Origin of the sequence: Flavobacterium terrigena (assembly GCF_900108955.1) — a bacterium.
Taxonomy (GTDB): Bacteria; Bacteroidota; Bacteroidia; order Flavobacteriales; family Flavobacteriaceae; genus Flavobacterium; species Flavobacterium terrigena.
Window position 1 is genome coordinate 26,519 of record NZ_FNYA01000003.1, and the last position, 24,241, is coordinate 50,759.

Here is a 24,241-nt window from a genome sequence, read left to right on the forward strand (position 1 = left end):
AACTACAAATATACAATAAACGTAAATATCTGAATTATATTGGATTTACACACCAATAACTTTTACTAAATGTTGTAGCTTTTCAAAATCTAATTGCATGTTAGCGTCAGAAGTTGGCATATATCTTGCCTTTTCACAGCTTTGCAACAAACCAATGAAATCCGTAGTGTTTTCAGGAGATACGTTATGTTCTTGAAACTTTTGAATGATATTTTCCTTATTGAAATCGGCTTTTTCCAATGAAAATTTATGTTGTAAAAATTCCGCTATTTTTACTTCCATTTTCTGATAAAACAATTCTTTATTCGAAATAAAATCTTGAATTTCAGTTACAGAAAAATCTTTTTTTACCGGTTTTACTTCCGTTACAACTTCTTCTTCTACAGTTTTCTTATTTCTCTTTAAAGCAAAAAATAATAACGCAAATCCAGCTAAAGATACAGCACCAATAAAATGCATAAATGTAAATTCAAAACCAGATTTTGCTTCTTCTTTCTGTGCTGCAACTACCGATTTTGATTTTGATGTAGCTGCAATATTCGCCTGATTTTCGCCTTGTAAAACATTCAAATCAACAGCATCCGAAGAAATCGTTTTATACGATTTTGATTGCACATCAAAAAAAGAAAACTGCTGAGGTTTAAGTTTGAAAACGCCTTTTTCTTGTGGGATTACGGTATAACTATCCATAATTTTACCTGAAATTCCTTTCATGTTTTCACTAATAAATTCTTGGTGTTTTGGTTCGAAAATTTCAAAATTGGATGGTAAGCTTGGCTTCGGGATTTCGAATAATTTTAAATTTCCATTTCCAGAAACAATTAAATCCAATTGTAGAGATTCTCCCGATTTCAATTCGCTTTTTTGAACGTTTACATTGAATTCGAATTTACCAACAGCTCCTGTGAAATTATCTGGTTTTCCTTTTTCAGGCAATGGGTTGACTTGAATGTGTTTAGTGTTCGAAACCACTTCTCTTCTCGCCATGCTATATTCTGGTTGTCCAAAAAAATCGTAATCACCTGTTGGATAATTGATGTTTAAATCGAGTGTAATAGGTGTAATTTCTAATTTTCCTGTTTTTTGTGGATACAGAATAGCTTTCTTGAAAACCTTCGATTTAAATACATGATTATTTACAACAGAACGTTCCCAACCGCCTTGTATGTCTTCGGTTTGACTCCAGAAATTATTGAATTTTGTAGCAATTTTTTTGTTCAATTCTACATCTAAATTTGGTGCCAAATAAATTCTGTAATACACCTCAACTGGTTCGTTTACAAATGCCGAAGTTTTATTTACTTCAACATCAACAAACAATAAATTATTAGAACCGGCAATTGTTTTACTAGTAGCCGTTTGCTTTGGAATTGGTGGTGGATTTTGATTTCGTTGTATAACTTCAGAAACTTTTTCTTTAGAAACTGAAACCAAAACTGGTTTGGAAGAATAGACTTTCCCGTCGAATCTAATATTCGCTGGTGAAATAGTTACTTTTCCAGCTTTTACCGCTTGAATTACAAAAGTATAAACTTGTTGAATTGAATAAACGCCATTATCATACACTTCGTTAGACGAAACATAAGAACCGCCTTTGTTAAAGCCAGCAAAACTTGGTGGCACAAAGTTTTTCCCTTCTTCATTAAAAACATAATTAACCTGAGTAACTTCACCTAATTTTAAGTTTGTTTTCTCTATTTTAACTTCTAATTTAACTTGACTCAAAGCTAAAAAAGGAAGCAATATAGCGGTTAATACTATTTTAATTATCATTTTCATTTTACCAGTCTTTTTCTGTAACTTTTGTATTTGTTTTGGTTTTGTTTGCGTTTATTTTTTCTTGAACTTTCTTCTCGTCATTTCCAATGGCTTTTAACACATTGTCCATTCGTTGTTTGTTCGCATTTGGTTTCTTTTGTTGTTCTTTATTTTTGTCTTTATCCTTCTTTTCTTTGTCGCCGTTTTTATCTTTATTCTTCTTGTCTTTATTATCTTGATCTTTGTTTTTCTGATCGTCTTTTTTGTCTTTATTCTTGTCTTTATTTTTGTTTTTAGGCTTAGGTTTTGGTGGATTTTTTTCCAACATTTTTTTCGCTAAAGCTAAATTATATCTTGTTTGTTCGTCTTTAGAATTCGCTTTCAATGCGTTTTTATACGATTCTACAGCCGATTTATAATTTTTATCTTGCATGTATGCATTTCCTAAATTGTGGAATGCTTTGTGCTTTTCAACGTTTGTTTTAGCCAATTGCGAAGCGTTTTTATAATTCGTAATTGCTTCACTATATTTCTTGTTTTTATAAATCGTGTTTCCTAAATTATATTCTGCTTTTACTTTTTGGTCTTTTTCTTTAGATTTTACGATACGTAACTGCTTTTCTTTTTGCTGAGAATTGCTTGTTTTCTCTTGTGCAAAATTAGTTGCCGAAACAAAAAGAAATACTAAAACCAAGTTAAATCTTTTAGAAATCAACCATTTTTTAGCGTGAAACCCTTTGAAACTCTGATTCACCATGAAGAAATCAATCAACAACAACAAAAAGGCAATTCCTAAAAACCACTGAAATTGCGATTGTTTTTGAGCCAATTGTTGGGCTTTAAATTCTTGTTGTTCCACGTTGGATAAAGCGCTTTTTATACTAGAAACCGCTTTTGAAATCTGGTTTTCGTAAACATAAGTTCCTTTAGATTCTGAAGCTATTTTTTGTAAAACTTCGTCGTTTAATTTTGTAATTACAACTTGTCCGTTTTGGTCTTTTTTAACTTGTTGAAAGCCGAATTCGTCCACAAATTCAATGTTTCCACCGTTTGGAGTTCCAATTCCGACTGTTATAATTTTTACGTTTTTCTCTTTGGTTAATTTCGACACATCAAAATTGGCATTTTCATGATCTTCACCGTCTGAAAACAACACAATTGCTTTTCCAGAAGTTGGATTGTCAAAGAAATCCACACTCGTTTGAACCGCGCCTTCAATGGCAGTTCCTTGTGAAGAAATTAAATCGGTATTGACGCTTTGCGTGAACATTTTTGCCAATTCGTAATCGGTTGTCATCGGTAAAACTGGATAAGCACTTCCAGCATAAGCCACAATTCCGATTCTATCACTTCCAATAGAATTGATGATTTGCGTGATAATTTGCTTGGTTTTTTCTAATCGATTTGGAGCAACGTCTTTACACAACATACTTTTCGAGACATCGATAGCGAAAACAATTTCAACACCTTTTGCATTTACGGTTTCTAGTTTTGAACCTAATTTCGGATTCACTAATGCTAAAACAATGAAGAAAACCGCCATTAATTGCAGCATAAATTTCAACCTTTGTTTGTTATTGGAAGCGTTAACAATTAGTTTTTGAACGGCTTTTTCGTTACCAAATTCAGCTTGTTTTTCCGTTTGCCATTTGACATACTTATTCTGTGCTACTAAACCAATTGGAATCAGCAACAGCAAAATAAAATAATATGGATTCTCAAATTCAAACATTAAATAAAACTTTTAAAAATGGTGCGGCTTAAAATCATTTCTAAAGCCAATAAAAACAAACCAATTAACAACCAAGGACGAAATTGCTCGTCGAACATCATGAATCTGTTTTCTGTAATTTTAGATTTTTCTAATCTATCAATTTCATCGTAAATTGCTTCAAGCTTCTTATTATCAGTCGCTCTAAAATATTTTCCGTTGGTTGTTGCCGCGATTTCTTGCATTAATTTTTCGTCAATTTCTACTTTTTGAGGTTGAAAAACGATATTTCCGTTGGCATCTTTTGCTACTGGGAAATTCGCCATTCCGTTTGTTCCTACTCCAACTGTATAGACTTTTATACCATACGCTTTGGCAATTTCAGCTGCAGAAATCGGATCTAAACTTCCCACATTATTCACACCATCAGTCAATAAAATAATAATTTTAGATTTCGTTTTGCTGTCTTTTAATCGGTTAATTGCTGTGGCCAAACCTATACCAATTGCGGTTCCGTCTTGCAAAACCATTCCGTTATATTGTATTTCTTTTAACGAATTCAACAACATCGCTTTATCCGAAGTGACTGGTGTTCTGGTATAACTTTCACCAGCGTAAACCACCAAACCAATTCTATCGTTGACTCTTTTTTGAATAAAAGAGTGCGCTACTTCTTTTATCGCTTCTAGCCTATTTGGTTTAAAATCTGTTGCCAACATACTTCCCGAAACATCCGTCGCAATCACAATGTCTATTCCACTTGTGTTGTCGGTATAACTCGATTTTTGCGTATTTCTTGGTCGAGCTAAAGCAATAATAATAAAACATAAAGCCAATAATTTCAAGACATACAAAAACGGTCGTAACTTAATTAAAAGCGTTTTTTTGGTTGACAAACCTTCTGTTGTGCTCATTTTTAAAGCGACATCTTGTTGGTTTTTGATAAAATAATGCCAAAACAACGCTATCGGAATCACCAATAACAACCATAAAAAGTGCGGATGCATAAACGAACTATTCATCTTCTTCTTGGTTTATTTGTTCGAGACTATTGGTAACGCGTTCAATGAAATTTTTCGCGAATTTATCTTTGGATTCGTGCGTAATTCGAATCGTTTGCAAACCATAACTATCCGAAATAAACACGGTTAAAAAGCGCATTGGTTTGGTTTCAGAACCGTCGTTGATTTCGTAAGTTCCTTCTAAAATATCGCCAGAAAGATCTTTTACGTTTTTGAATTTTCTTGCTGTTGTTTTGATTTTTTTGGCTTGCAATTGCATTAAGTTTCCTAATTCGTCATTAAAAATTTCTTTTAAATCGGGTTTGATAGAATCTTTATACGCAACCGTTTGTATAGAAATTGACAATTTATCCGACACTTTTTGCCAAGAAAATTGAGAAATGTTTTTAATGTTTGGATTTTTCGATGTTACCGAATCACGAACTAAAATTTCAGGCGTTTCAATTTGTAAAATTGGCAAACCGTATTCGGAAACCATCCATTCTTTTTTTAAGTAATAATCGGCATCTTTTCCGTTGATTTTCGCATTGAAATAATTTGTTACATTTTCCCATCCGAAAAAGAAAACTACAGACACAATTGAGACTAAAAACGTCACAATAAAAGCCGTTTGTCTGATGTTTTTATATTTATGTTGTTTTTGTTCTTCGACTAATTTAGCTAAAGCGAAACGTTGCTCTTCGGCTGAAGTTGGTAAGGTTTTATGAAATACACTGATTATGTTTTCTGACACTAATTTATCAGCATTTTGTTCTTCTTCCGAAACAGAAATCTTCGCAAATTTTACCAAATCGGCCTTCGTAAATAGTTTTTCAATTTGAGAAATGGTGGTTTCTGAAATTTCAAATTTCTTTTCCGCAACGGCGTTTTTCAACTTGAGAATAAATTGTTCTGTTGTACTTTCTAAAGCAGAAAATTCTAATGTTTTTTCAAAATACGATTTAATAATTTCGGTTAAACCCGAATAATATTCTTTAGAATTCGAATGCTTGTTTACTTCTGAAAAGCGTAAAAAAGCTTTGTTATAAGGCGAAATATATTGTTCCGCTTTCTTTTTATTGCGATGTTTTAGTCTTAGAATAAGATAAAATATAGCTCCTAAAACCAAGGCAAAAAGAAAACCTAAAATAACATCTTTATCTGTTAATTCATTACTTTTTTCTTCGTTTTTAAAGTTGACAACCTCATCTTCTTTGATGTCGTGCATTTTTTGTTTCGTGGTATCAATAGCTACATCAACTACTGAAATTTCTATGCTTTCAGAATTAATTTTCTTTTTGTTTACGACAACTTCTAATGACGGAATTTTATATTTTCCAGCATCAAATTGCGTTAAATTATATTTTTTAATCCATTCAATTTGATTGGCTTTTTTTGTTTTTTTTGGCGGAAATGATTCCACAACTTCTAATTTTCCAATAGAATCTAAATCAGGGAAAACTACCAAATCTTTTTCGTTCACTTTTGTTTTTAAAGTCAACTGAATTTGTTCTCCAATTTTAATTTCATTTTTAGAAACAGTCGTTCCAACCGTTTGAGAAAATCCAACGGAAATCGAAAAAATAAGTAGAAATAAGAATCTAAATTTCATTACGTTCTACTTTTAAAATAGGTTAATAATTTCGTTACGTAACTTTCGTTCGTTTCTGTTTCTACTAATCCTGCGGCGCATTTGCTAAACATATTTTGGCAGTTTTCCACTTTCGATTTGTAGTTTCTTTCGTATGCCATTCTTGTCGATTGTGTTTGCGTATCAATCCAAACCAATTCACCTGTTTCGGCATCTTGCATTTGAATAATTCCCACATTTGGAAGGTTTTTTTCACGAGCATCGTAAATTCTAATTCCAGTAACATCATGCTTTTTTGATGCGATTTGTAACGGCTTTTGGAAATCGGATGTCATGAAATCGGAAATTAAAAACACAATGGCGCGTTTTTTAATAACGCTTGATAAGAATTCTAAAGCGCCAGAAACGTTGGTTTTTTGACTTTTCGGTTGAAATTCAATCAATTCACGAATGATTCGTAACACGTGAGATTTTCCTTTTTTAGGCGGAATGAATAATTCGATTTCGTCTGTAAATAAAATCAAACCAATTTTATCGTTGTTTTGTGTCGCTGAAAAAGCCAAAGTTGCAGCAATTTCAGTCACAATATCTTTTTTATTTTGTTCCGAAGTTCCGAAATTTTGAGAACCCGAACAATCCACCATCAACATCATGGTTAATTCGCGTTCTTCTTCAAATATTTTTACGAAAGCATCGTTATTTCTTGCGGAAACATTCCAATCAATTGCTCTAAAATCGTCGCCGTATTGGTATTGTCGTACTTCGGAGAAAGTCATACCGCGTCCTTTAAAAGACGTGTGATATTGGCCCGAGAAAATATGATTGCTCAATCTTCGGGTTTTGATTTCAATTTTCTTGACTTTCTTAAGTAACTCTTTGGTTTCCATTTATCTTTCAGTCGCAGTATTCAGTCGCAGTATTCAGTCATAAAAAACTGAGAACTGAGACTGAGAACTGAATTACGGTACTTGAACCTGATTTAAAACTTTATTGATAATGTCTTCTGAAGTAATATTTTCGGCTTCAGCTTCATAAGTAATTCCAATTCTGTGACGCAACACATCGTGAACCACGGCGCGAACATCTTCAGGAATGACATAACCTCTACGTTTTATGAAAGCGTAACATTTCGCTGCTAACGCTAAATTAATACTTCCACGAGGCGAAGCTCCGAAACTAATTAAGGGTTTTAAACTGTCTAAACGGTATTTTTCTGGATAACGAGTGGCAAAAACAATATCTAAAATATATTTCTCTATCTTCTCATCCATGTAAACTTCTTTTACCGTTTCCTGAGCTTTGATAATTTGAGCAATACTCACAACAGGATTTATGGTTTCCGCACTTCCTTTTAAACTATTACGAATAATCAATTGCTCTTCTTCCATTTTCGGATAATCAACAATAGTTTTTAGCATAAACCTGTCCACTTGCGCTTCTGGTAACGGGTACGTTCCCTCCTGCTCTACAGGATTTTGCGTTGCTAAAACTAAAAATGGATTGTCTAATTTGTATGTCGTTTCACCAATGGTAACTTGTTTTTCTTGCATCGCTTCTAACAACGCCGATTGCACTTTGGCTGGCGCTCTGTTTATCTCATCTGCTAAAACAAAATTGGCGAAAATTGGTCCTTTTTTTACGGTAAATTCGTTTTCTTTGAAATTATAAACCATTGTTCCTACAACATCTGCAGGAAGTAAATCTGGTGTAAACTGAATTCTATGAAAACTTCCATGAACCGCTTTTGAAAGTGTATTAATCACTAAGGTTTTGGCTAAACCAGGCATTCCTTCTAACAAAACGTGACCTTGTCCTAATAAACCAATTAGTAATCTTTCAATCATTGATTTTTGACCAACGATGACTTTGCTTAATTCTGAAGTTAGTAGGTCGATAAAAGCACTTTCTCTTTCAATCTTTTCATTGATAGCACTAATGTCGATGCTTGTATTATTTTCTTGCATTTTGTTTGGAATTATTTGGGTGTAAATTTTAAAAAAATACTTTAACAATGCAAGATGGTTTATAAAAATATTTTTTGTTGTTAATTGTCCGTTAAATTATAAGCAAATCGTGAAATTTTAGTGAATAATTAAGAAATACTTATTATTTTTAATAAAAATTTATAATTATGTCTATTCAAACATCATCGATTATTGCCGGAACCATGAATTGGGGTGTTTGGGGAAAAAGCTTCAATCAAGCGGAAATTCAACAACTCATTGCCACTTGTTTGGAAGAAAAAATCTGTTCTTTTGATCATGCTGATATTTATGGTGGTTATACTACGGAAGCAGATTTTGGAAAGGCTTGGGCTGCGATGAATGTGGACAGAGAAAGCGTTCAATTTATTACGAAATGCGGCATCAAATACGTTTGTGATAAAAAAGAGTATGGCATAAAACATTACGATTATAGCAAAAAATATATTATTTCGAACGTTGAAGATTCGCTAAAAAATCTAAAAACAGAATATATTGATGTGTTATTGTTGCACCGACCAAGTCCGTTAATGCAAACAGAAGTCATTGCTGATGCGATAACAGAACTTAAAATTTCTGGAAAAATAGTACATTTTGGTTTATCGAACTTCACACCAGCACAAACCGATTTAATCCGAAAATTTACAGCGGTTACGTATAATCAAATTCAATTTTCGGCTACACATTTGCAGCCGATGGTGAATGGCGAATTGGATTATATGCAATTACACGGCATCAAACCGATGGCTTGGAATCCGTTAGGTTCAATTTATAAAGAAGAAGTTCCGCAAACTATTCGGTTAAAAGAATTATTAAAAAAACTAACTTTAAAATATAATTTACCTGAAGATATTTTGCTTTTAGCTTGGATTTTAAAACATCCTGCGCAAATTAAACCTGTAGTCGGAACAACAAGTGTGGAACGCATCAAAACCTTGCAAAAACTAGAAAATTTCGAGTTAGATTTAGAAGATTGGTTTGCGATTTGGACAGAAAGTATTGGAACTAAAATTCCTTAAAAATGATTAATAAACGACTCCTTATTAAAAATTTATTGGCTCATAATAACGAAAACAGTTTTTATGATAAAAAGCGCCAATTAAATTTGCATTCCAAAGAAGGAAAAGGGAAGTTTTTAAAACATATTTGCGCGTTATCCAATTCCAATCCGTTTAACAATTCGTACATTGTGGTTGGTGTGGAAGATGATGATAATGAAATTGTTGGTGATGATTTTTTTGATGATAGTCGCATTCAAAATTTAGTCAACGCCTATTTAGAAAATCCACCAAAAATAACCTACGACAACATTCCGTTTCCTAATTTACCTAAGGAAAAAGTGGTTGGTTTGGTAACTATAAAACCTAAAAACAAGGTTTCTTTTTTTAAGAAAAACATCTACACTATTTACACGGGAAACACTTTTATTCGAATTGGGAGCAATACTTCGCCTACAGAAGAAAAAATTTCTGCTTCGAAATCCAATGTGGAAACGGTAATTAGTATTGAAAATAATTCGAGAAACAGTATTCAACATACGTTAGATGGTGTGTTGGATTTTATCACGGTTCGACACAAAGATTTAGACAATCAATACCAAGTTTTTAAAGAAAATTTTGTGGTGTGTTGGGCTGGAAAAAAGAATATGGTTCGAAATGAAACCTATTATTCTCGTGTTGATATTGAATTAGTAAACGAACAAATTAAATTGTTTTATTCCAATCAAGATGAAGTGATTGTAAGCTTTGATGAAGATAGTTTTACGATTACCGAATATGTGAAATTAGGCTTAAATGACAAAACCAGTTATTATCCTTTAGAAAAAATAACCTTCTATTTTTACGATAATGGCTATTATAAAATGGAAACCCAAATGTTGTTCGAACCACCACAATACAATAAGAAATTACTACATCATATTTATAATTCGGTGTTAATTACGATTCAGAAATTACACAAAAACAAAGACGTTTCAGAAATAGAAGTGTTGAGAATTCCGCACACTTTAATGATTTGCTATTTGAATGATTTTAGAGACGCCAAACACAGACTTATTGAAGCCAAAAGCGTTTTAAAAGCGTATAAAAATCCGTTGGCGTATATTTATTTTAAAGACAGTTTGCGAATTTTGAGGAAGATGAAATACAACTAATCTTTTTCAGAAAGAAACTCAATATCTTCAACTAATTGCGTCAAGTTTTTCTCGTCTTTCACATTTTTATCGATGTTTAATCCGTTGTAAAAACCTCTAATTCTTCCTTTTTGATCGACTAAAACAAAATTCTCGGTATGCACCATATCGTACATTTCTTCTGGTTTTCCTGTTTTCACTACCAAATAGGATTGACGTGCAATTTTATAAATCTCCTTCTGATTTCCGGTAACTAAATTCCATTTTGAATCGATAACTCCGCGTTCTTTCGCATATCTTTTCAAAACGGCAACCGTATCTTCATCAGGAAAAACAGTATGAGAAAGTAATTTCACTTTCGGATTGTCTTTAATTTTATCTTGTAACCAAACCATATTATCGGTCATTTTCGGACAAATCGTTTGACAAGTTGTAAAAAAGAAATCGACCACATAAATTTTACCTTCATAATCTTTATTCGTAACTGTTTTGCCATTCTGATTTACAAATGAAAAAGGCGCAATCTTATGATTATAACCAATGTGTTGTACCAAAGTATCAACCAATTCAGGATTTACATCTCTTGGCTCAATAACGGGTAAATTTTTTCTATTAATTAAAGTATAAATAGAAAAAAAAATAGCTATCAATAAACTTATAAAGAAAACGGTAAAGATTTTACTTTTGAACATCTTGGAAATTTTGTTGCAAAAGTATAAAAACTTGCTGTTAGAATTAAAGTTTTTAACAATTCATAAGAAAAAATTACTATGTTTGTGTAACCAAACAAATAACTAACACAATGAAAAACACCTACTTATCATTGTTTTTGCTTTTTTCTGTTATTGGATTTTCACAATACAATAATAATTCCCCATGGAAAAGCAAAAACCCAAATTCAAAAAACAATAGTTTTCAAAATGATGTTGATGCTTTTAACGAGTATTGGAGAACACATGACAAAAACAAAAAAGGAAGTGGTTACAAACCCTTTAAACGTTGGGAAAACAAATATGAAAATCAGTTAAATCCTGATGGAACTCTTATGACACCTCAACAGCTTTGGTCGGCTTGGCAAGAAAAAAACAATGCCAAAGCCAACAAAAACAATTTACAATTTTCTTTACCGCCGAGTAACTGGCAACCCGTTGGTCCATTTACACATACCAACACAGGTTCTTGGTCATCTGGACAAGGAAGAACGAGTGCGGTTGCTGTAGATCCATTCAATACAAATATTATTTATGTGGGTACGCCAGCAGGAGGAATTTGGAAATCTACCAATTCTGGTTCTACTTGGACGCCACTATCCGATCAATTGCCTCAAATTGGTGTTACAGGAATTGCCATTGACCACACCAACTCTAACAACATTTTTATTGCAATTGGAGATAAAGATTCTTCTGATTCTTATTCAATTGGTGTTTTAAAATCTACAGATGGTGGCTTAAATTGGGTTACAACCGGATTAACTTTTACTGGAACTGGAAATCAGACTGGTGATTTAATCATGCATCCAACAAATAATCAAATCATAGTATGTGCTACTTCATCTGGTTTATATCGAACTACGAATGGAGGAACAACATGGGTAGTTGAACTAGTTGGTGATTTTTCTCAAGGATCAGTGCGTTTTAAACCAAATGACCCAACAGTAGTATACGCAACCACAAATAGTAGTTTTTATAAATCGACAAACACAGGAGATACATTTTCAAATATTATAGACGGATTATCAGCTTCTGGATCAACAAGTAGAATGATTTTAGACGTAACGCCAGCTGATAATACTTATGTTTATGTTTTAAGTATAAATAACAGTAGTGCATTAAACGGAATTTATCGTTCTACTGATAGTGGTACTAGTTTTAGCATCACTTCTGGCACTACAGATTTTTTAGAATCTACACAAGGCTGGTATGATTTGGCTTTTGCTGTATCAAACACCAATAAAGATTTACTTTTTACAGGTTGTTTAAATGTTTGGAAATCTACAAATGGTGGAGCTGCAGTTTCAAAAGTAAACAACTGGAGTAGTCCAGCTTCTGTAGCCTATACACATGCAGATATTCATCATTTACAATATCTTAATGGTAAACTATATTGTTTAAGTGACGGAGGAATTTATGTGAGCACGAACGACGGTGCTAGTTTTACGGATTTAACTGCAGGACTTCAAATTAGTCAATTTTATAAAATATCTGTTTCAAAATCAACTGCAAGTAAAATGGTTGGTGGATTACAGGATAATGGTGGACACGCGTTTAGTGGTGGAGCTTGGAAAAATTATTATGGTGCAGACGGAATGGATGCAGCTGTGAGTCAAGCAAATAGTAATTTATACTATGGTTTTATTCAAAACGGTTCATCATTATATATTTCTAATAATGGAGGAAATGGAATTACAGGAAGTGTTGGCTCACCTAATGCAATAGATGGAAATTGGGTAACGCCTTTAAGAGGTGATAGCCAAGGAAATATGTATGCAGGTTATGATGGATTATATAAGTTAGTTAATGGAGCTTGGGTACAACAAAATACAAATTCTGTTGGATCTGGAAACTTAGAACTAATTTCTATTGACCCATCTAACGATAATATAATTTATGTTGGAAATGGTACTTCTTTATACAAAAGTATAGATGCTGGAATAACTTTTTCTCTGGCTTCAACACTAACATCAACAATTACTAGTATTACTGTTCATTCTTCAAATAGCAATATTGTTTATATTACTAGAAGTGGAACTAGCGGTCAGGCTATGGTTTCAACAAATGGCGGAACATCATTTACAAATATTGCATCTGGTTTACCATCGATTTCGAAAAACTGTATTGTTCATCAAGGTAGAAATACGGATAATCCTTTATATGTTGGAACATCATTAGGGGTTTATTACAAAGATGATACGATGACAACATGGCAACCATTTGATACAAACTTGCCAAATGTTTCTGTTTCAGATTTAGAAATCAATTTAGAAGATTCAAAAATTATTGCAGCTACTTATGGTCGTGGTATTTGGCAATCGGATATTCCAATTCAAATTCCTCCAACAGATTTAAAATTTGTATCTATAAATAATCCTACACTTAACATTAATTGTGGCACTTCAGTTACACCGCAAATAGTTGTAAAAAATGGTGGTATAAACGCCATAACAAATGTTACGGTAAATTATACCGTTGACGCCACTCCATATGTTTACAATTGGTCAGGAAACATCGCAGCTTCACAAAATCAAACAATAGATTTACCAGCTGTTACTGCTTCAAGAGGTGCTCATACTTTAATTTTTAACACCACTACAACGGGTGATGCTTATTCAGACAATAATACTGGAGCAGCTACTTTTTACAATAATGATAATGGTGCAATTGGATCCGTTAATAATTTTACTGCTGCTTCAGACGAATTAATAGTAATAGGCGCGGGCTGGGTAAGAGGTAACAGAACTGGTGATGCCTTACAAACTTCTGGAAATTCGGCATATTTAACCAGTTTATCTGGTAATTATTCAAATTCTGTGCAATCTTATTTAGTTTCACAATGTTATAATTTATCAAACGTTTCAAATCCACAAATTAGTTTCAAAATGGCTTTTGATTTAGAACTAAATTGGGATATTGCTTATGTGGAATATTCTACAAACTTCGGGGCAACTTGGAGTGTTTTGGGAACAATGGGAACAGGTTGGTATAACAGCAACAGAACGCCATTAACAAGTGGAACAGATTGTGATAATTGTGTTGGAGCGCAATGGACTGGAATCAATACAACATTTTTAACAAAGTCATATAGTTTAGCTGCTTTAAATACAGAAACAAATGTAATTTTCAGAATTGTGTTCATTTCTGATGGTGGTGTAACTAAATTAGGAATAAAAGTAGATGATTTTGTAATTAACGGTGTGTTATCTGCTGAAAGCTTTGAAGCCAATCAAATAAATGTTTTCCCAAATCCTTCAACTGGAATTTTCAATATTGGCTTTGGTAACTTAAATCCAAATAAAATTGAAGTTTACGACATTAGCGGAAAACTAATCATGCAAAAAAACAAACTACAAGTGAGTGATAATCAAACTAATATTGATTTATCCAACGCTTCAAATGGTGTATATTTTGTGAAAATTTCAACAGAAAACAATACCATTACAAAAAGAATAATCAAAAATTAAATTTATAAAATCGTTTTATCTGAATTCATATTTGTCGTATGTTTGAAGATAAAACGATTTTTTTATTCAAAAAACATTAAAAATTATGAAAAAAAACATTCTACTTGGTAGTTTCTTGCTGCTTTCTTTATCCACATTAATCCATTCTTGTAAAACCAAATCGGTTAGTACATCAAATAAAAATGAAGTAGTTAGCACAAAAAAATACGGAATTCATCCAGAATACATGGATACTTCAGTGAAGCCAAATGAAGATTTTTTTAGATATGTAAATGGAACTTGGTTAGACAACACTGAAATTCCTGCTGATAGAACACGATGGGGAAGTTTTGATGAATTAAGAAAAAACACAGACGATGATGTAATGGCTATTTTGAACGAAGCTGTTGCGAACAAAAAATTAGACCCAAAATCGGATCAAGCAAAAGCCGTAAACTTATACAAATCTATTTTAGATACAGTTTCTAGAAATAAATTAGGAATTACTCCTATTCAACCCTATTTAACAAAGATAAACGCGGTTAAAAATAGCACAGATTTAATGAATCTTTTAGTAGATGTAAAAGCAGAAGCAAGCTTAGGTTTCTTTGGAGCTTTTGTTGGAGCTGATGCTAAAAACAGTAATAAAAATGTAGTTTATGTAGGAACTGGAAGTTTAGGTTTACCAGATAAGGATTACTACATGTCTGACAAACCAGACACTAAAGAAAAAAGAGAAAAATACGTTGTACATATTACTAAAATGTTTGGTTATTTGGGAATGGACGCTAAAACTGCTTCTGAAAAAGCAGCTAGAGTTTTGGCTTTCGAAACTTCATTATCTGAACCAACTTTAGATAGAGTGGAAAGACGTGATCGTCGTAAAACTTACAATCCAATGTCGGTTACCGATTTACAAAAAATCGCACCTTCAAACAATTGGGCAAACTATTTTACAAAATCTGGATTTATAAGTTTAGATTCTGTTGTGGTTTCGCAACCAAAATACATGACGAAATTAGATGAAATTCTTAAAGAAAATAAAGTTGAGGATTGGAAAGCTTACATGACTTGGACGCTTTTACGCACAAATGCCGATGAATTAACAACTGATATTGAAAAAACAGATTGGGATTTTTATAGCAAAACATTATCAGGCGCTTTAAAACAAAGACCTGCAACAGAAAGAGCTTTAGCAACCGTAAATGGTGTTTTAGGTGAAGCTTTAGGAAAATTATACGTAGAGAAAAAATTTCCAGCAGAAGCAAAAGCAAAAGCAGAAGCTATGATAGCTAATGTGTTTAAAGCGTATGAAAATCGTATTAATAAATTACCTTGGATGACTCCAGAAACTAGAGCCAATGCTATTTTGAAACTAAAAAAATTCAGAGTAAAAATTGGATATCCTGATACTTGGAAAGATTACAGCGGTTTACAAATTAAAAGCCCAGAACAAGGTGGAACTTTACAAGAAAACTCATTAGCCATTAGCAGATGGAGTAATGCAGAAAACGTGGCAAAACTTGGAAAACCAGTAAATAAAGAAGAATGGGGAATGTCGCCTCAAACGGTAAATGCTTACTATAGTCCAACTAACAACGAAATTGTATTTCCTGCAGCCATCTTACAACCTCCATTTTATGATTACAGAGCTGATGAAGCGGTGAATTATGGTGGAATTGGTGGTGTTATTGGTCATGAAATTTCTCATGGTTTTGACGATTCAGGTTCAAGATATAATGCAGAAGGAAACTTAATCAACTGGTGGAGTGATGAAGATTTAAAACAATTTACCACTTTAGGAACAGCTTTAGCAGATCAATATTCTGCTTTACAACCTTTACCAGGAATTTATGTTGATGGAAAATTTACTTTAGGAGAAAATATTGGTGATTTAGGTGGAGTAAACGCAGCTTATGACGGTTTACAAATCTATTTGAAAGAAAAAGGAAATCCCGGATTAATTGATGGATTTACTCCAGAACAACGTTTCTTCCTTTCATGGGCAACCATTTGGAGAAGTAAAATGCGTGATGAAGCTATTAAAAATCAAGTGAAAACAGATACACATTCACCTGGACAATACAGAGCGTATGTGCCACTTCAAAATATTGAATCTTTCTACAAAGCATTTAGCATTAAAGAAGGAGACAAAATGTATATCGCTCCAGAAAAAAGAGTAAAAATTTGGTAAAAAATCTAAAGCCGTCTTGCTAAAAACAAGATGGCTTTTTTTTTATACATTTGCGTTATGCAATTTTCTTATCCCAAAAACGAAAAACTTAAAAGCCATAAAACAATAGACCGCTTGTTTTCTGAAGGAAAATCCGTGTCTAAATATCCGTTACGTTTGGTTTATGTAGAAAATACCGATGAAAATAATTCGGAAAAAATAGTAATGGGTGTTTCTGTTTCAAAGAAATATTTTAAAAAAGCTGTTGACCGAAATTATTTTAAACGCGTTTTAAGAGAATGTTACCGTTTAAACCAACATTTATTGAAAGAAAACCTGCAGAAACCTTATGCATTCATGTTTTTTTATCAAACCAAAGAAAAACTTTCGTACCAAGAAATTGAAGAAAAAACCATTCAACTATTTCAAAAATTTAATGAAACCGTTAAGTAAATTATAACTTTGGATTGGTTTTTGAAGATTTTAATTAAATTCGTAAAAAATTAAACAACAACTCATGAGTTTTCTAAATAAAAAAAAGGTAATTATTCCAACACTTGTGGCTGGATTTTTATTTATCGCAGTAAGTTTTCAAAACGATTTTTTTGCCTTAGCGAAACAAATTGAAATTTTCACCAGTTTATATAAAACTGTAAATCAGAACTATGTAGACGAAACTAACGCTGGAAATTTAATGGACGTGGCCATAAAAAGCATGTTAACGGAGTTAGATCCGTACACGGTTTATTTTGACGAGCAAGATGTATTGAAATTTAAAATCAACAACACAGGAGAATACACGGGAATCGGAGCCATTATCACTCGAAAAGACGATAAAATAATCTTAAAAGAAGTGTACCAAAATATGCCTGCCGACAAAGCGGGTTTCCGAGCTGGAGATATTATCACTCAAATTGGCGATGTGCTTTTAAAAGATTTTAAAGACGATGCTTCTCAACTACTAAAAGGCGCAAAAAACACCAAAATTGATATCGTGTATTTCAGACAAGGTGTGGAGAAAAAAGGGCAAATTGTTTTAGATGAAGTGGAAATAAAAGCCGTTCCTTATTTTAAATTATTAAGCGATAAAACAGGTTATATCGTGTTACAAAAGTTTAACGAAAAAGCTTCTACTGAAACTAAAGCGGCTTTATTGACTTTGAAAGAACAAGGTGCTACAAAAATCATCTTAGATTTAAGAGATAATCCGGGTGGTTTATTACACGAAGCGGTAAATATTTGTAACTTATTTGTGGCAAAAGACGAAGTAATTACAACTACAAAATCTAAAAATACGGCTCACAATCATACCTACAAAACGAAAAACGAACCAGTTGATACGGAAATTCCTTTAGCAATTATAGTAAACGACAGAAGTGCTTCTGCTTCAGAAATTGTTTCTGGTGCCTTACAAGATTTAGACCGTGCGGTAATTGTTGGAAACAGAAGTTTCGGAAAAGGATTGGTGCAACGTCCGTTTAATTTATCTTACGGAACGCAAGTAAAAGTGACCATTTCAAAATATTACACACCTTCTGGAAGATGTATTCAAGCTACAGATTATAGCAAAAAAGATGCGAACGGAAAAGCTATTAAAACTTCTGAAAAAGAATTTAATGCGTTTAAAACCAAAGGCGGAAGAACAGTTTATGATGGTGGCGGTGTTTTACCAGATGTTGAAATTGCCGACATGAAAAAAAGCAATATCAGTTTAAGTATTGCGAATTCTGATGCGGTTTTTGAATTTGCGAACATTCTATTTTACAGAAATCCGAATGCAAAAAGTGTTTCTAGTGTTTCTGATGCGGATTACAATGAATTTAAAGCGTATTTAAAGAAAGAAAAAGTGGAAATAAATACAAATATTGATAAGTCTTTAAAAAACCTGTTAGAAGCTGCTAAAAAAGATAAAATTGATGGCGATTTAACTGTCGAAATTAAACAACTGGAAACGGCTATAGAAAAATCAAAAGACAAAGAATTAGATAAAAATAAAGAAGAAATTAAACGTTTGCTTTTACAAGAATTATTGTTGAGATATGGTTACCGAACAGCGTTTTACGATTATGTTTCAACAAAATATTCTGATGTTTTAAAAGCACAACAAATTGTAAACAACCCAACTGAATATAATAAAATCCTAAAAAAATAAAATGAAGAAGTTAGTATTTGCCCTATTATTACTTTCAACATTTCTTGGTTTTTCTCAAGAGCAAACTGTTCACTCTATTTATTTCGATACCGATGTTCGCGAAATAAAACAACTACAATCAGATGCAGTTGTTCATTTTTTAAGCTTAATTGACACCACTCGTTTAGAAAGTGTTTCCATTTACGGATATTGTGACGATGTGGGAAAAGTAGATTACAACTACAAATTATCGCAAGACAGAGCCAATAGTGTCAAAAACATGTTGGTTAAAAAAGGCGTAAAATATAAAATCATCGTTAAAATTGAAGGAAAAGGAAAAGTCATGATCGACGAAGATTTGGAAGAAAATGTTCCAGAAGCGCGTTCAAAAAACCGTAGAGTAGATGTGGTTTTAAATTTTAAACCTTTCGTGGTGGAAGATTTAAACATTCCTGGTTTATATTCTACCATTAGAAAAGATGCTCAAGAAGGTGATCGTGTGTATTTAGACAAACTTTTATTTGATGCTGGAAGTAGTAAACTAAAAGAAAGCGCTAAAAAAGAACTAGATAAAATTACCATTCTTTTAAAAAGATATCCAAAAATAAACATTGAAATTCAAGGTCACGTTTGTTGTACACCCACTTTTCATAAAGAAGCGATTGATAGCGGCACTCGAAAAAGAGAACTTTCTAAAAACAGAGCAGAGCGAGTTTATAAATATTTGCTAAGCCGTGGAATTGGTAAAGCCAGACTAACTTTCAAAGGTTACGGAAACACACAACCTCTTGGAAAAGGTTCAGAATATGACCGAAGAGTAGAATTAGTGATTACGAAGATTTAATAAAAAACCCAGTCAATTTGATTTGACTGGGTTTTTCTTTTTTATGCTTTTCGCATTTCAATATGCGGAATATCGTCTTCTAAATAACTTTCACCAACGATAACAAAACCATGACTTTCGTAAAATTTTTGCAAATACAATTGTGCAGAAATGGTAATGTTAGTTTCATGAAATAAGTCTTTTACGGCATCAATTGAAGCTTTCATTAAATCGTGACCTAATTTTTTATCTCGGTGAGATGGTTTTACAATCACCCGACCAATAGAACTTTGGGTAAAATAATCATTGGGTTTAAAAAGTCGAGAATACGCCGCCAAAACGCCTTCGTAATAGCCTAAAACGTGAATTGCTTTCTCGTCTTTGCCATCAACGTCTTGATAAACGCAATTTTGCTCCACTACAAACACTTCTGAACGCAATTGTAGTATTTGATATAGTTCTGTTGTAGAAAGTTCGTTAAAACGCTTTATTTTGAATTGTAACATCTATAATATTTTCGTTGATTTAATAATCGCTTCCATTTCGAACAATAAATTCTTTTTGGAATGAACCGGATTGTAGGCAAAACCATCAATAATGATAAACCTTTTACGTTTGTTATCTCTAATTGCGAAATTCACATAAGGTCCGGTCATGAAATCATTATGAAATTCCCAATTTCCACGCATTTCGTATGCTAAATTTTTTTGAATTTCTGTCGTATGAAAACTTGGATAATAGGCTTGTTCGGTAATCATATAACTTCCGTTGGTTTTTCCTAAAACGTATTTTTTAGCCACTTGATTTCGCATAAACATACTATTTGTTACTAGAGCTTTTTGGTTATATAAAGCTGAAAAACTAGCGGTATAAATTAGCATGTTGTTAAAACCTGAGCCTACTTCTTTTCGCAACCATAAAAAATTTTCGCCTTGTAAGCCTTTTTTATATTCTGATGGAATTTGAATATCAACCGAAAATTGTTTTGCAACCTGTTTTTTTAAATTGGAATTAACGTTGATTTTTTGCAAAACCAAATTGATCTCCGAATTGTAAAACGTATTCATAATTTCTTTACCAGAATTTTGCAGTTGATTTAACAACATGTCTTCGTTTTTTCCTTGAATCGTAAAAACATTCTGATTGTTAGCGAATTTATTTTTTACGAGAGTCGTTTGGTTTTTAAAGTTAGAAGAAACAATCAAAATATTTCTCGAAGCTTTTGCATCTGAAGGTAAATAGTTCGTGTGAATTGGCATTAATGTAAAAACCGATTCACATTCATGTAAACCCGTAATTGGTGCCGCAAATTTTTCTCTGATTTTTTCGCCAATTTTTCCGTTCCAAAGAGAAATAGGAATGACAACAGTGACTGAATTCTGATTGAGATATTGGTTTTTTTCAACAACATCTTTTTTTTCTTGTTCTTCATCAAAACAAGAAAACAAACTAAAAGAGAAAAGTAATAGAAGTATTTTTTTCAATTGGGGTGTTTTTAATAATGCGAAATTAAAACAAAAAACCACAATATTGATGTGAACATTGTGGTTTTAAGAACTTTATTTTTGTTTTTAACCCTGAATTTTCAATTTCATTCCTGGTTGAATATTATCTGATTTTAAATCGTTTTTCTTTTTTAAATCCTCAGCTGTTAAATTCGGAAACTTTTTAGTAATTGAAAAAATAGAATCTCCTTTTTGTACGATGTAATAATCTTCTTTAATTTCAATTTTGCTTTTCGCTGAAGCATATTTGTTTTCCGTTGCTTTTGGTTTTGCTACTTCACCTGTATTTGGTTCTGTATTTTCAGCAACAGCAGTTTCAACAACTGGTTCTAATATTTCCGTTTTCTTCTTCGGTTTCTTGATTACTTCATTAACCGTAACTTTTTTCGTAGTTTGAATTACTAAACTTTGACCGGCATTGATTTTGCTTCCTTTGATTTTATTCCATTTTCTTAAATCAGAAATCGAAACATTATTTTTATCTGCAATTACACCAAGAGATTCACCTGATTTAACTTTATGATAGTTTTTACTAACGACTTCTTTCGTGCGTTTTTTGATAACTTCTTCGTATTCTGTAGTATCGTCATTTTTCATTTTGAAATTGGAAGCAACTGCTATTGAATCTTGTTTGGCAATACTATCACGTTTTCTAACTTGAGCCAATTGAATCGTATTAATTTTCTCTTGCTCTAAATATGTTAAATAGCCGTAAATCTTTTCTTCGTTTGATACAAAAATTCCGATTTTGTTTTTCGGCAAACGCAAGTAAAAATGTTCATCTCCAATTGACGGAATGTATTTCGATTTATAAATTGGATTCAAATATTCCAATTGTTCTTCAGAAATATCTAATAAATCAGACAATTGTTTGAATGTCATCGCATGTTTCACCATAACAGTATCCGTTTCCGCATACTTCATTTCTGCTTTGTGCGCCACTAAACCGTGTTCTTTTTTGAACTCGTAAATGTACATCGTAGCTAAAAACGCTGGTAAATAATTCGCAGTTTCTCTTGGTAAGAATTTTCTAATTTCCCAATAATCTGTTTTTCCACCAGAACGTCTGATCGCTTTAGAAACATTACCTGGACCGCAATTGTACGAAGCTAAAACCAAACTCCAATCGCCAAAAATAGCATACATGTTCATCATATAATGACAAGCCGCTTCTGTTGATTTGATTGGATCGTGACGCTCATCAACGTAAGTTGTGATGTCTAATTTATATTGTTTTCCAGTTGCTGGCATAAATTGCCATAAACCACCAGCACCAACTTTAGATTTTGCTTTTGGTTGTAAAGCCGATTCAACAATGGCTAAATATTTGATTTCTAATGGTAAATTGTATTTTGATAATTTTTCTTCGAATAATGGAAAATAATATTCCGCGATGGCCATTTGTCTTTCGAAACTTTTCGCTCTGTTTTTTAAGAACGATTTGATTACGTTTTCCAATGCTGGATTGTACTCAATTACGAAAGGCGATTGCACATCTAATTTGTGTAAACGTTTTTTAAGTAATTCTGTATCTAAATCGTAAGACACTTTTTCGTCGATGTTCATGTTTTCAATATCGAAAAACATTTCGTTTGACAAACTCGCATCCGATAATTCTTTCATCCATCTTTGGTCGATACAAGCACTTGTTTCGTGATTGTTAAACGTCGCTTTAAGCGAATCTAAATAAGATACTTTTGGAGTAAAAAGAGTGGGTGTGATCTCTTGGTTATCTTGCGCAAACAATCCATTCGACAGGAAAAGACCAAAAGCTAGTATTACAAATTTCTTCATTCTTTATATATGTTTTTTCTCCATAAATTTCGGAGCGTTATTTCTAAATCATTAGTATACAATTACTTGTAGAAACGCAAATATATTTTATTTATTGTTTAGAACCCAACTTTTAACGATTAAATTTCCGTTTTAACGTTTTTTTTGGAATTTTGGCGATAAATTTAAAAACCCTTCAAGAGTTTTGAGCTCTTGAAGGGTAATGTTATTAATAGAATTATTTTTTACTTCAAAATAGCCGCAATTCCTGGTAATGTTTTTCCTTCTAACATTTCTAACATCGCACCACCACCAGTAGAAACGTAACTCATTTTGTTTTCTAAACCAAATTGTTTTACCGCAGCAACACTATCACCACCACCAACTAATGAGAAACATCCGTTTTGAGTAGATTCTGCAATGAAATCTCCTAAAGTAATTGTTCCGTTCGCAAAAGCTGGTAATTCAAACACACCAATTGGTCCGTTCCAAAGTATTGTTTTTGAATTTAAAATCACGTCTTTTAATTGTTCTAATGTTTTCGGACCTGCATCTAAACCTTGCCATCCAGCAGGAATTTCTGCTACATTCACCACTTGCGTATTTGCATCATTTGAAAATGCATCGGCTGCTACAACATCAATTGGTAAGTGAATTTTCACACCTTTTTCTGTTGCTTGTTTCATGATGTCTAAAGCCAATTCCATTTTATCATCTTCACAAATAGAATTTCCGATATTTCCGCCCATCGCTTTGATGAACGTAAACGTCATTCCACCACCAATAATCATGTGATCTACTTTATCTAAAATGTTTTCGATAATCGTAATTTTAGAAGAAACTTTACTTCCTCCAAGTATTGCTGTAACTGGTTTTTCAGAGTTTTTCAATACTTTATTGATGCTTTCAATTTCTTTCGCTAATAAAGCTCCAAAACATTTATCATTCGGGAATTCGTTCGCAATAATTGTAGTTGAAGCATGCGCTCTGTGCGCCGTTCCGAAAGCGTCATTCACATACACATCACCTAAACTTGCTAATTCTTTAGAAAAATCAATATCTCCAGCTTCTTCTTCGGCATAAAAACGTAAATTTTCTAATAATAAAATTTCACCATTTTGTAAGTTCGAAGCCGCATCTTTCGCGATTTCTCCTCTACAATCTGATGCAAATTTTACTTTTTTTCCTAAAACTTCTTCCACTTTAGAAACAATATGTTGTAAAGAATATTTCTCTTCTTTTCCTTTTGGTCTTCCTAAATGCGACATTAAAATTACTGAACCACCATCGTTTAAAATTTTATCAATTGTTGGCTTTGCGGCTTCAATACGATTCGCATCTGTAACTTTAAAATTTTCATCTAAAGGCACATTAAAATCTACACGGATTAAAGCTTTTTTGTTGTTAAAATTGATGTCGAAAATAGTTTTCATAATTTTATTTTTTATTGTTGTTGTTTATTTTTTCACTTAAAAAGAACTGCAAATATAAAAGTTTGATTTTAAA

18 protein-coding genes are annotated in these 24,241 nt (G+C 32.5%); 7 read left to right on the forward strand and 11 right to left on the reverse strand.

The annotated features are described in order from the left end of the window. Nucleotides 1-45: 45 nt before the first annotated feature. From BMX42_RS06710 to BMX42_RS06735, 6 genes are all read right to left on the reverse strand, one after another. Entirely contained in the window at nt 46-1,779 is a 1,734-nt protein-coding gene (locus BMX42_RS06710; protein WP_091310991.1) for a BatD family protein, read from the reverse strand. A gap of 1 nt (nt 1,780) precedes the next feature. Further along, complete coding sequence (locus BMX42_RS06715) at nt 1,781-3,490, reverse strand: VWA domain-containing protein (protein ID WP_091310995.1); 1,710 nt, start codon at nt 3,488-3,490, stop codon at nt 1,781-1,783. Next, nucleotides 3,490-4,491 carry a vWA domain-containing protein gene (locus BMX42_RS06720; protein ID WP_091310999.1) on the reverse strand — a complete coding sequence of 334 codons (1,002 nt, stop codon included), beginning with the start codon at nt 4,489-4,491 and terminating at the stop codon, nt 3,490-3,492. Before BMX42_RS06720 ends, BMX42_RS06715 begins: the two co-directional genes overlap by 1 nt. Then, nucleotides 4,484-6,082 carry a BatD family protein gene (locus BMX42_RS06725; protein ID WP_091311003.1) on the reverse strand — a complete coding sequence of 533 codons (1,599 nt, stop codon included), beginning with the start codon at nt 6,080-6,082 and terminating at the stop codon, nt 4,484-4,486. Before BMX42_RS06725 ends, BMX42_RS06720 begins: the two co-directional genes overlap by 8 nt. Then, complete coding sequence (locus tag BMX42_RS06730; protein WP_091311006.1) at nt 6,082-6,948, reverse strand: DUF58 domain-containing protein; 867 nt, start codon at nt 6,946-6,948, stop codon at nt 6,082-6,084. The genes BMX42_RS06725 and BMX42_RS06730 overlap by 1 nt, the downstream gene beginning before the upstream one ends. Before the next feature lie 72 nt (nt 6,949-7,020). Then, nucleotides 7,021-8,025, reverse strand: a complete 1,005-nt coding sequence (locus BMX42_RS06735; RefSeq protein WP_091311011.1) for an AAA family ATPase — start codon at nt 8,023-8,025, stop codon at nt 7,021-7,023. Nucleotides 8,026-8,192: 167 nt separating this feature from the next. Here BMX42_RS06735 and BMX42_RS06740 point away from each other — a divergent pair, with 167 nt between their 5' ends. Together BMX42_RS06740 and BMX42_RS06745 are read left to right on the forward strand one after the other, a co-directional pair. Beyond that, complete coding sequence (locus tag BMX42_RS06740) at nt 8,193-9,062, forward strand: aldo/keto reductase (RefSeq protein ID WP_091311015.1); 870 nt, start codon at nt 8,193-8,195, stop codon at nt 9,060-9,062. A gap of 2 nt (nt 9,063-9,064) precedes the next feature. Then, the gene (locus BMX42_RS06745) at nt 9,065-10,195 is read left to right on the forward strand and encodes an ATP-binding protein (protein WP_091311019.1); all 1,131 of its coding nucleotides are present in this window, start codon (nt 9,065-9,067) and stop codon (nt 10,193-10,195) included. Here the strand turns inward: BMX42_RS06745 and BMX42_RS06750 are convergent. Beyond that, on the reverse strand, nt 10,192-10,866 hold the full coding sequence (locus tag BMX42_RS06750) for an SCO family protein (protein ID WP_091311023.1): 675 nt from the start codon (nt 10,864-10,866) through the stop codon (nt 10,192-10,194). The two genes, BMX42_RS06745 and BMX42_RS06750, sit on opposite strands and share 4 nt — an antisense overlap. 110 nt (nt 10,867-10,976) lie before the next feature. Between BMX42_RS06750 and BMX42_RS06755 the strand changes: the two genes are divergently transcribed. The 5 genes from BMX42_RS06755 (at nt 10,977) to BMX42_RS06775 (ending at nt 19,478) form a co-directional block, all read left to right on the forward strand. After that, the gene (locus tag BMX42_RS06755; protein WP_091311027.1) at nt 10,977-14,351 is read left to right on the forward strand and encodes a T9SS type A sorting domain-containing protein; all 3,375 of its coding nucleotides are present in this window, start codon (nt 10,977-10,979) and stop codon (nt 14,349-14,351) included. Between the two features lie 85 nt (nt 14,352-14,436). Beyond that, the gene (locus BMX42_RS06760) at nt 14,437-16,524 is read left to right on the forward strand and encodes a M13 family metallopeptidase (protein ID WP_091311032.1); all 2,088 of its coding nucleotides are present in this window, start codon (nt 14,437-14,439) and stop codon (nt 16,522-16,524) included. 57 nt (nt 16,525-16,581) lie between these two features. Then, entirely contained in the window at nt 16,582-16,956 is a 375-nt protein-coding gene (gene rnpA, locus BMX42_RS06765; RefSeq protein ID WP_091311744.1) for a ribonuclease P protein component, read from the forward strand. 64 nt (nt 16,957-17,020) lie between these two features. Next, nucleotides 17,021-18,655, forward strand: a complete 1,635-nt coding sequence (locus BMX42_RS06770) for a S41 family peptidase (RefSeq protein ID WP_091311036.1) — start codon at nt 17,021-17,023, stop codon at nt 18,653-18,655. 1 nt (nt 18,656) lies between these two features. Further along, complete coding sequence (locus tag BMX42_RS06775; protein ID WP_091311039.1) at nt 18,657-19,478, forward strand: OmpA family protein; 822 nt, start codon at nt 18,657-18,659, stop codon at nt 19,476-19,478. A 41-nt stretch (nt 19,479-19,519) separates the two neighbouring features. Here the strand turns inward: BMX42_RS06775 and BMX42_RS06780 are convergent, their stop codons facing one another. The 4 genes from BMX42_RS06780 to BMX42_RS06795 all read right to left on the reverse strand — a co-directional run bounded on the left by BMX42_RS06780 (nt 19,520) and on the right by BMX42_RS06795 (nt 24,168). After that, nucleotides 19,520-19,963, reverse strand: coding sequence for a GNAT family N-acetyltransferase (locus BMX42_RS06780; RefSeq protein ID WP_091311043.1), 444 nt, complete (start codon nt 19,961-19,963; stop codon nt 19,520-19,522). Further along, on the reverse strand, nt 19,964-20,941 hold the full coding sequence (locus BMX42_RS06785) for a DUF4837 family protein (RefSeq protein ID WP_177169134.1): 978 nt from the start codon (nt 20,939-20,941) through the stop codon (nt 19,964-19,966). 87 nt (nt 20,942-21,028) lie between these two features. Then, nucleotides 21,029-22,756: a lytic transglycosylase domain-containing protein gene (locus BMX42_RS06790; RefSeq protein WP_091311050.1), complete on the reverse strand. Its 1,728-nt coding sequence runs from the start codon at nt 22,754-22,756 to the stop codon at nt 21,029-21,031. A gap of 224 nt (nt 22,757-22,980) precedes the next feature. After that, nucleotides 22,981-24,168 carry a phosphoglycerate kinase gene (locus BMX42_RS06795; RefSeq protein WP_091311054.1) on the reverse strand — a complete coding sequence of 396 codons (1,188 nt, stop codon included), beginning with the start codon at nt 24,166-24,168 and terminating at the stop codon, nt 22,981-22,983. Between the last annotated feature and the right edge of the window lie 73 nt (nt 24,169-24,241).

Coding starts and splice junctions, on each gene's coding strand:
- BMX42_RS06710 (WP_091310991.1), bottom strand. CDS start 1,779: ATGAAAATGATAATTAAAATAGTATTAACCGCTATATTGCTTCCTTTT.
- BMX42_RS06715 (WP_091310995.1), bottom strand. CDS start 3,490: ATGTTTGAATTTGAGAATCCATATTATTTTATTTTGCTGTTGCTGATT.
- BMX42_RS06720 (WP_091310999.1), bottom strand. CDS start 4,491: ATGAATAGTTCGTTTATGCATCCGCACTTTTTATGGTTGTTATTGGTG.
- BMX42_RS06725 (WP_091311003.1), bottom strand. CDS start 6,082: ATGAAATTTAGATTCTTATTTCTACTTATTTTTTCGATTTCCGTTGGA.
- BMX42_RS06730 (WP_091311006.1), bottom strand. CDS start 6,948: ATGGAAACCAAAGAGTTACTTAAGAAAGTCAAGAAAATTGAAATCAAA.
- BMX42_RS06735 (WP_091311011.1), bottom strand. CDS start 8,025: ATGCAAGAAAATAATACAAGCATCGACATTAGTGCTATCAATGAAAAG.
- BMX42_RS06740 (WP_091311015.1), top strand. CDS start 8,193: ATGTCTATTCAAACATCATCGATTATTGCCGGAACCATGAATTGGGGT.
- BMX42_RS06745 (WP_091311019.1), top strand. CDS start 9,065: ATGATTAATAAACGACTCCTTATTAAAAATTTATTGGCTCATAATAAC.
- BMX42_RS06750 (WP_091311023.1), bottom strand. CDS start 10,866: ATGTTCAAAAGTAAAATCTTTACCGTTTTCTTTATAAGTTTATTGATA.
- BMX42_RS06755 (WP_091311027.1), top strand. CDS start 10,977: ATGAAAAACACCTACTTATCATTGTTTTTGCTTTTTTCTGTTATTGGA.
- BMX42_RS06760 (WP_091311032.1), top strand. CDS start 14,437: ATGAAAAAAAACATTCTACTTGGTAGTTTCTTGCTGCTTTCTTTATCC.
- rnpA (WP_091311744.1), top strand. CDS start 16,582: ATGCAATTTTCTTATCCCAAAAACGAAAAACTTAAAAGCCATAAAACA.
- BMX42_RS06770 (WP_091311036.1), top strand. CDS start 17,021: ATGAGTTTTCTAAATAAAAAAAAGGTAATTATTCCAACACTTGTGGCT.
- BMX42_RS06775 (WP_091311039.1), top strand. CDS start 18,657: ATGAAGAAGTTAGTATTTGCCCTATTATTACTTTCAACATTTCTTGGT.
- BMX42_RS06780 (WP_091311043.1), bottom strand. CDS start 19,963: ATGTTACAATTCAAAATAAAGCGTTTTAACGAACTTTCTACAACAGAA.
- BMX42_RS06790 (WP_091311050.1), bottom strand. CDS start 22,756: ATGAAGAAATTTGTAATACTAGCTTTTGGTCTTTTCCTGTCGAATGGA.
- BMX42_RS06795 (WP_091311054.1), bottom strand. CDS start 24,168: ATGAAAACTATTTTCGACATCAATTTTAACAACAAAAAAGCTTTAATC.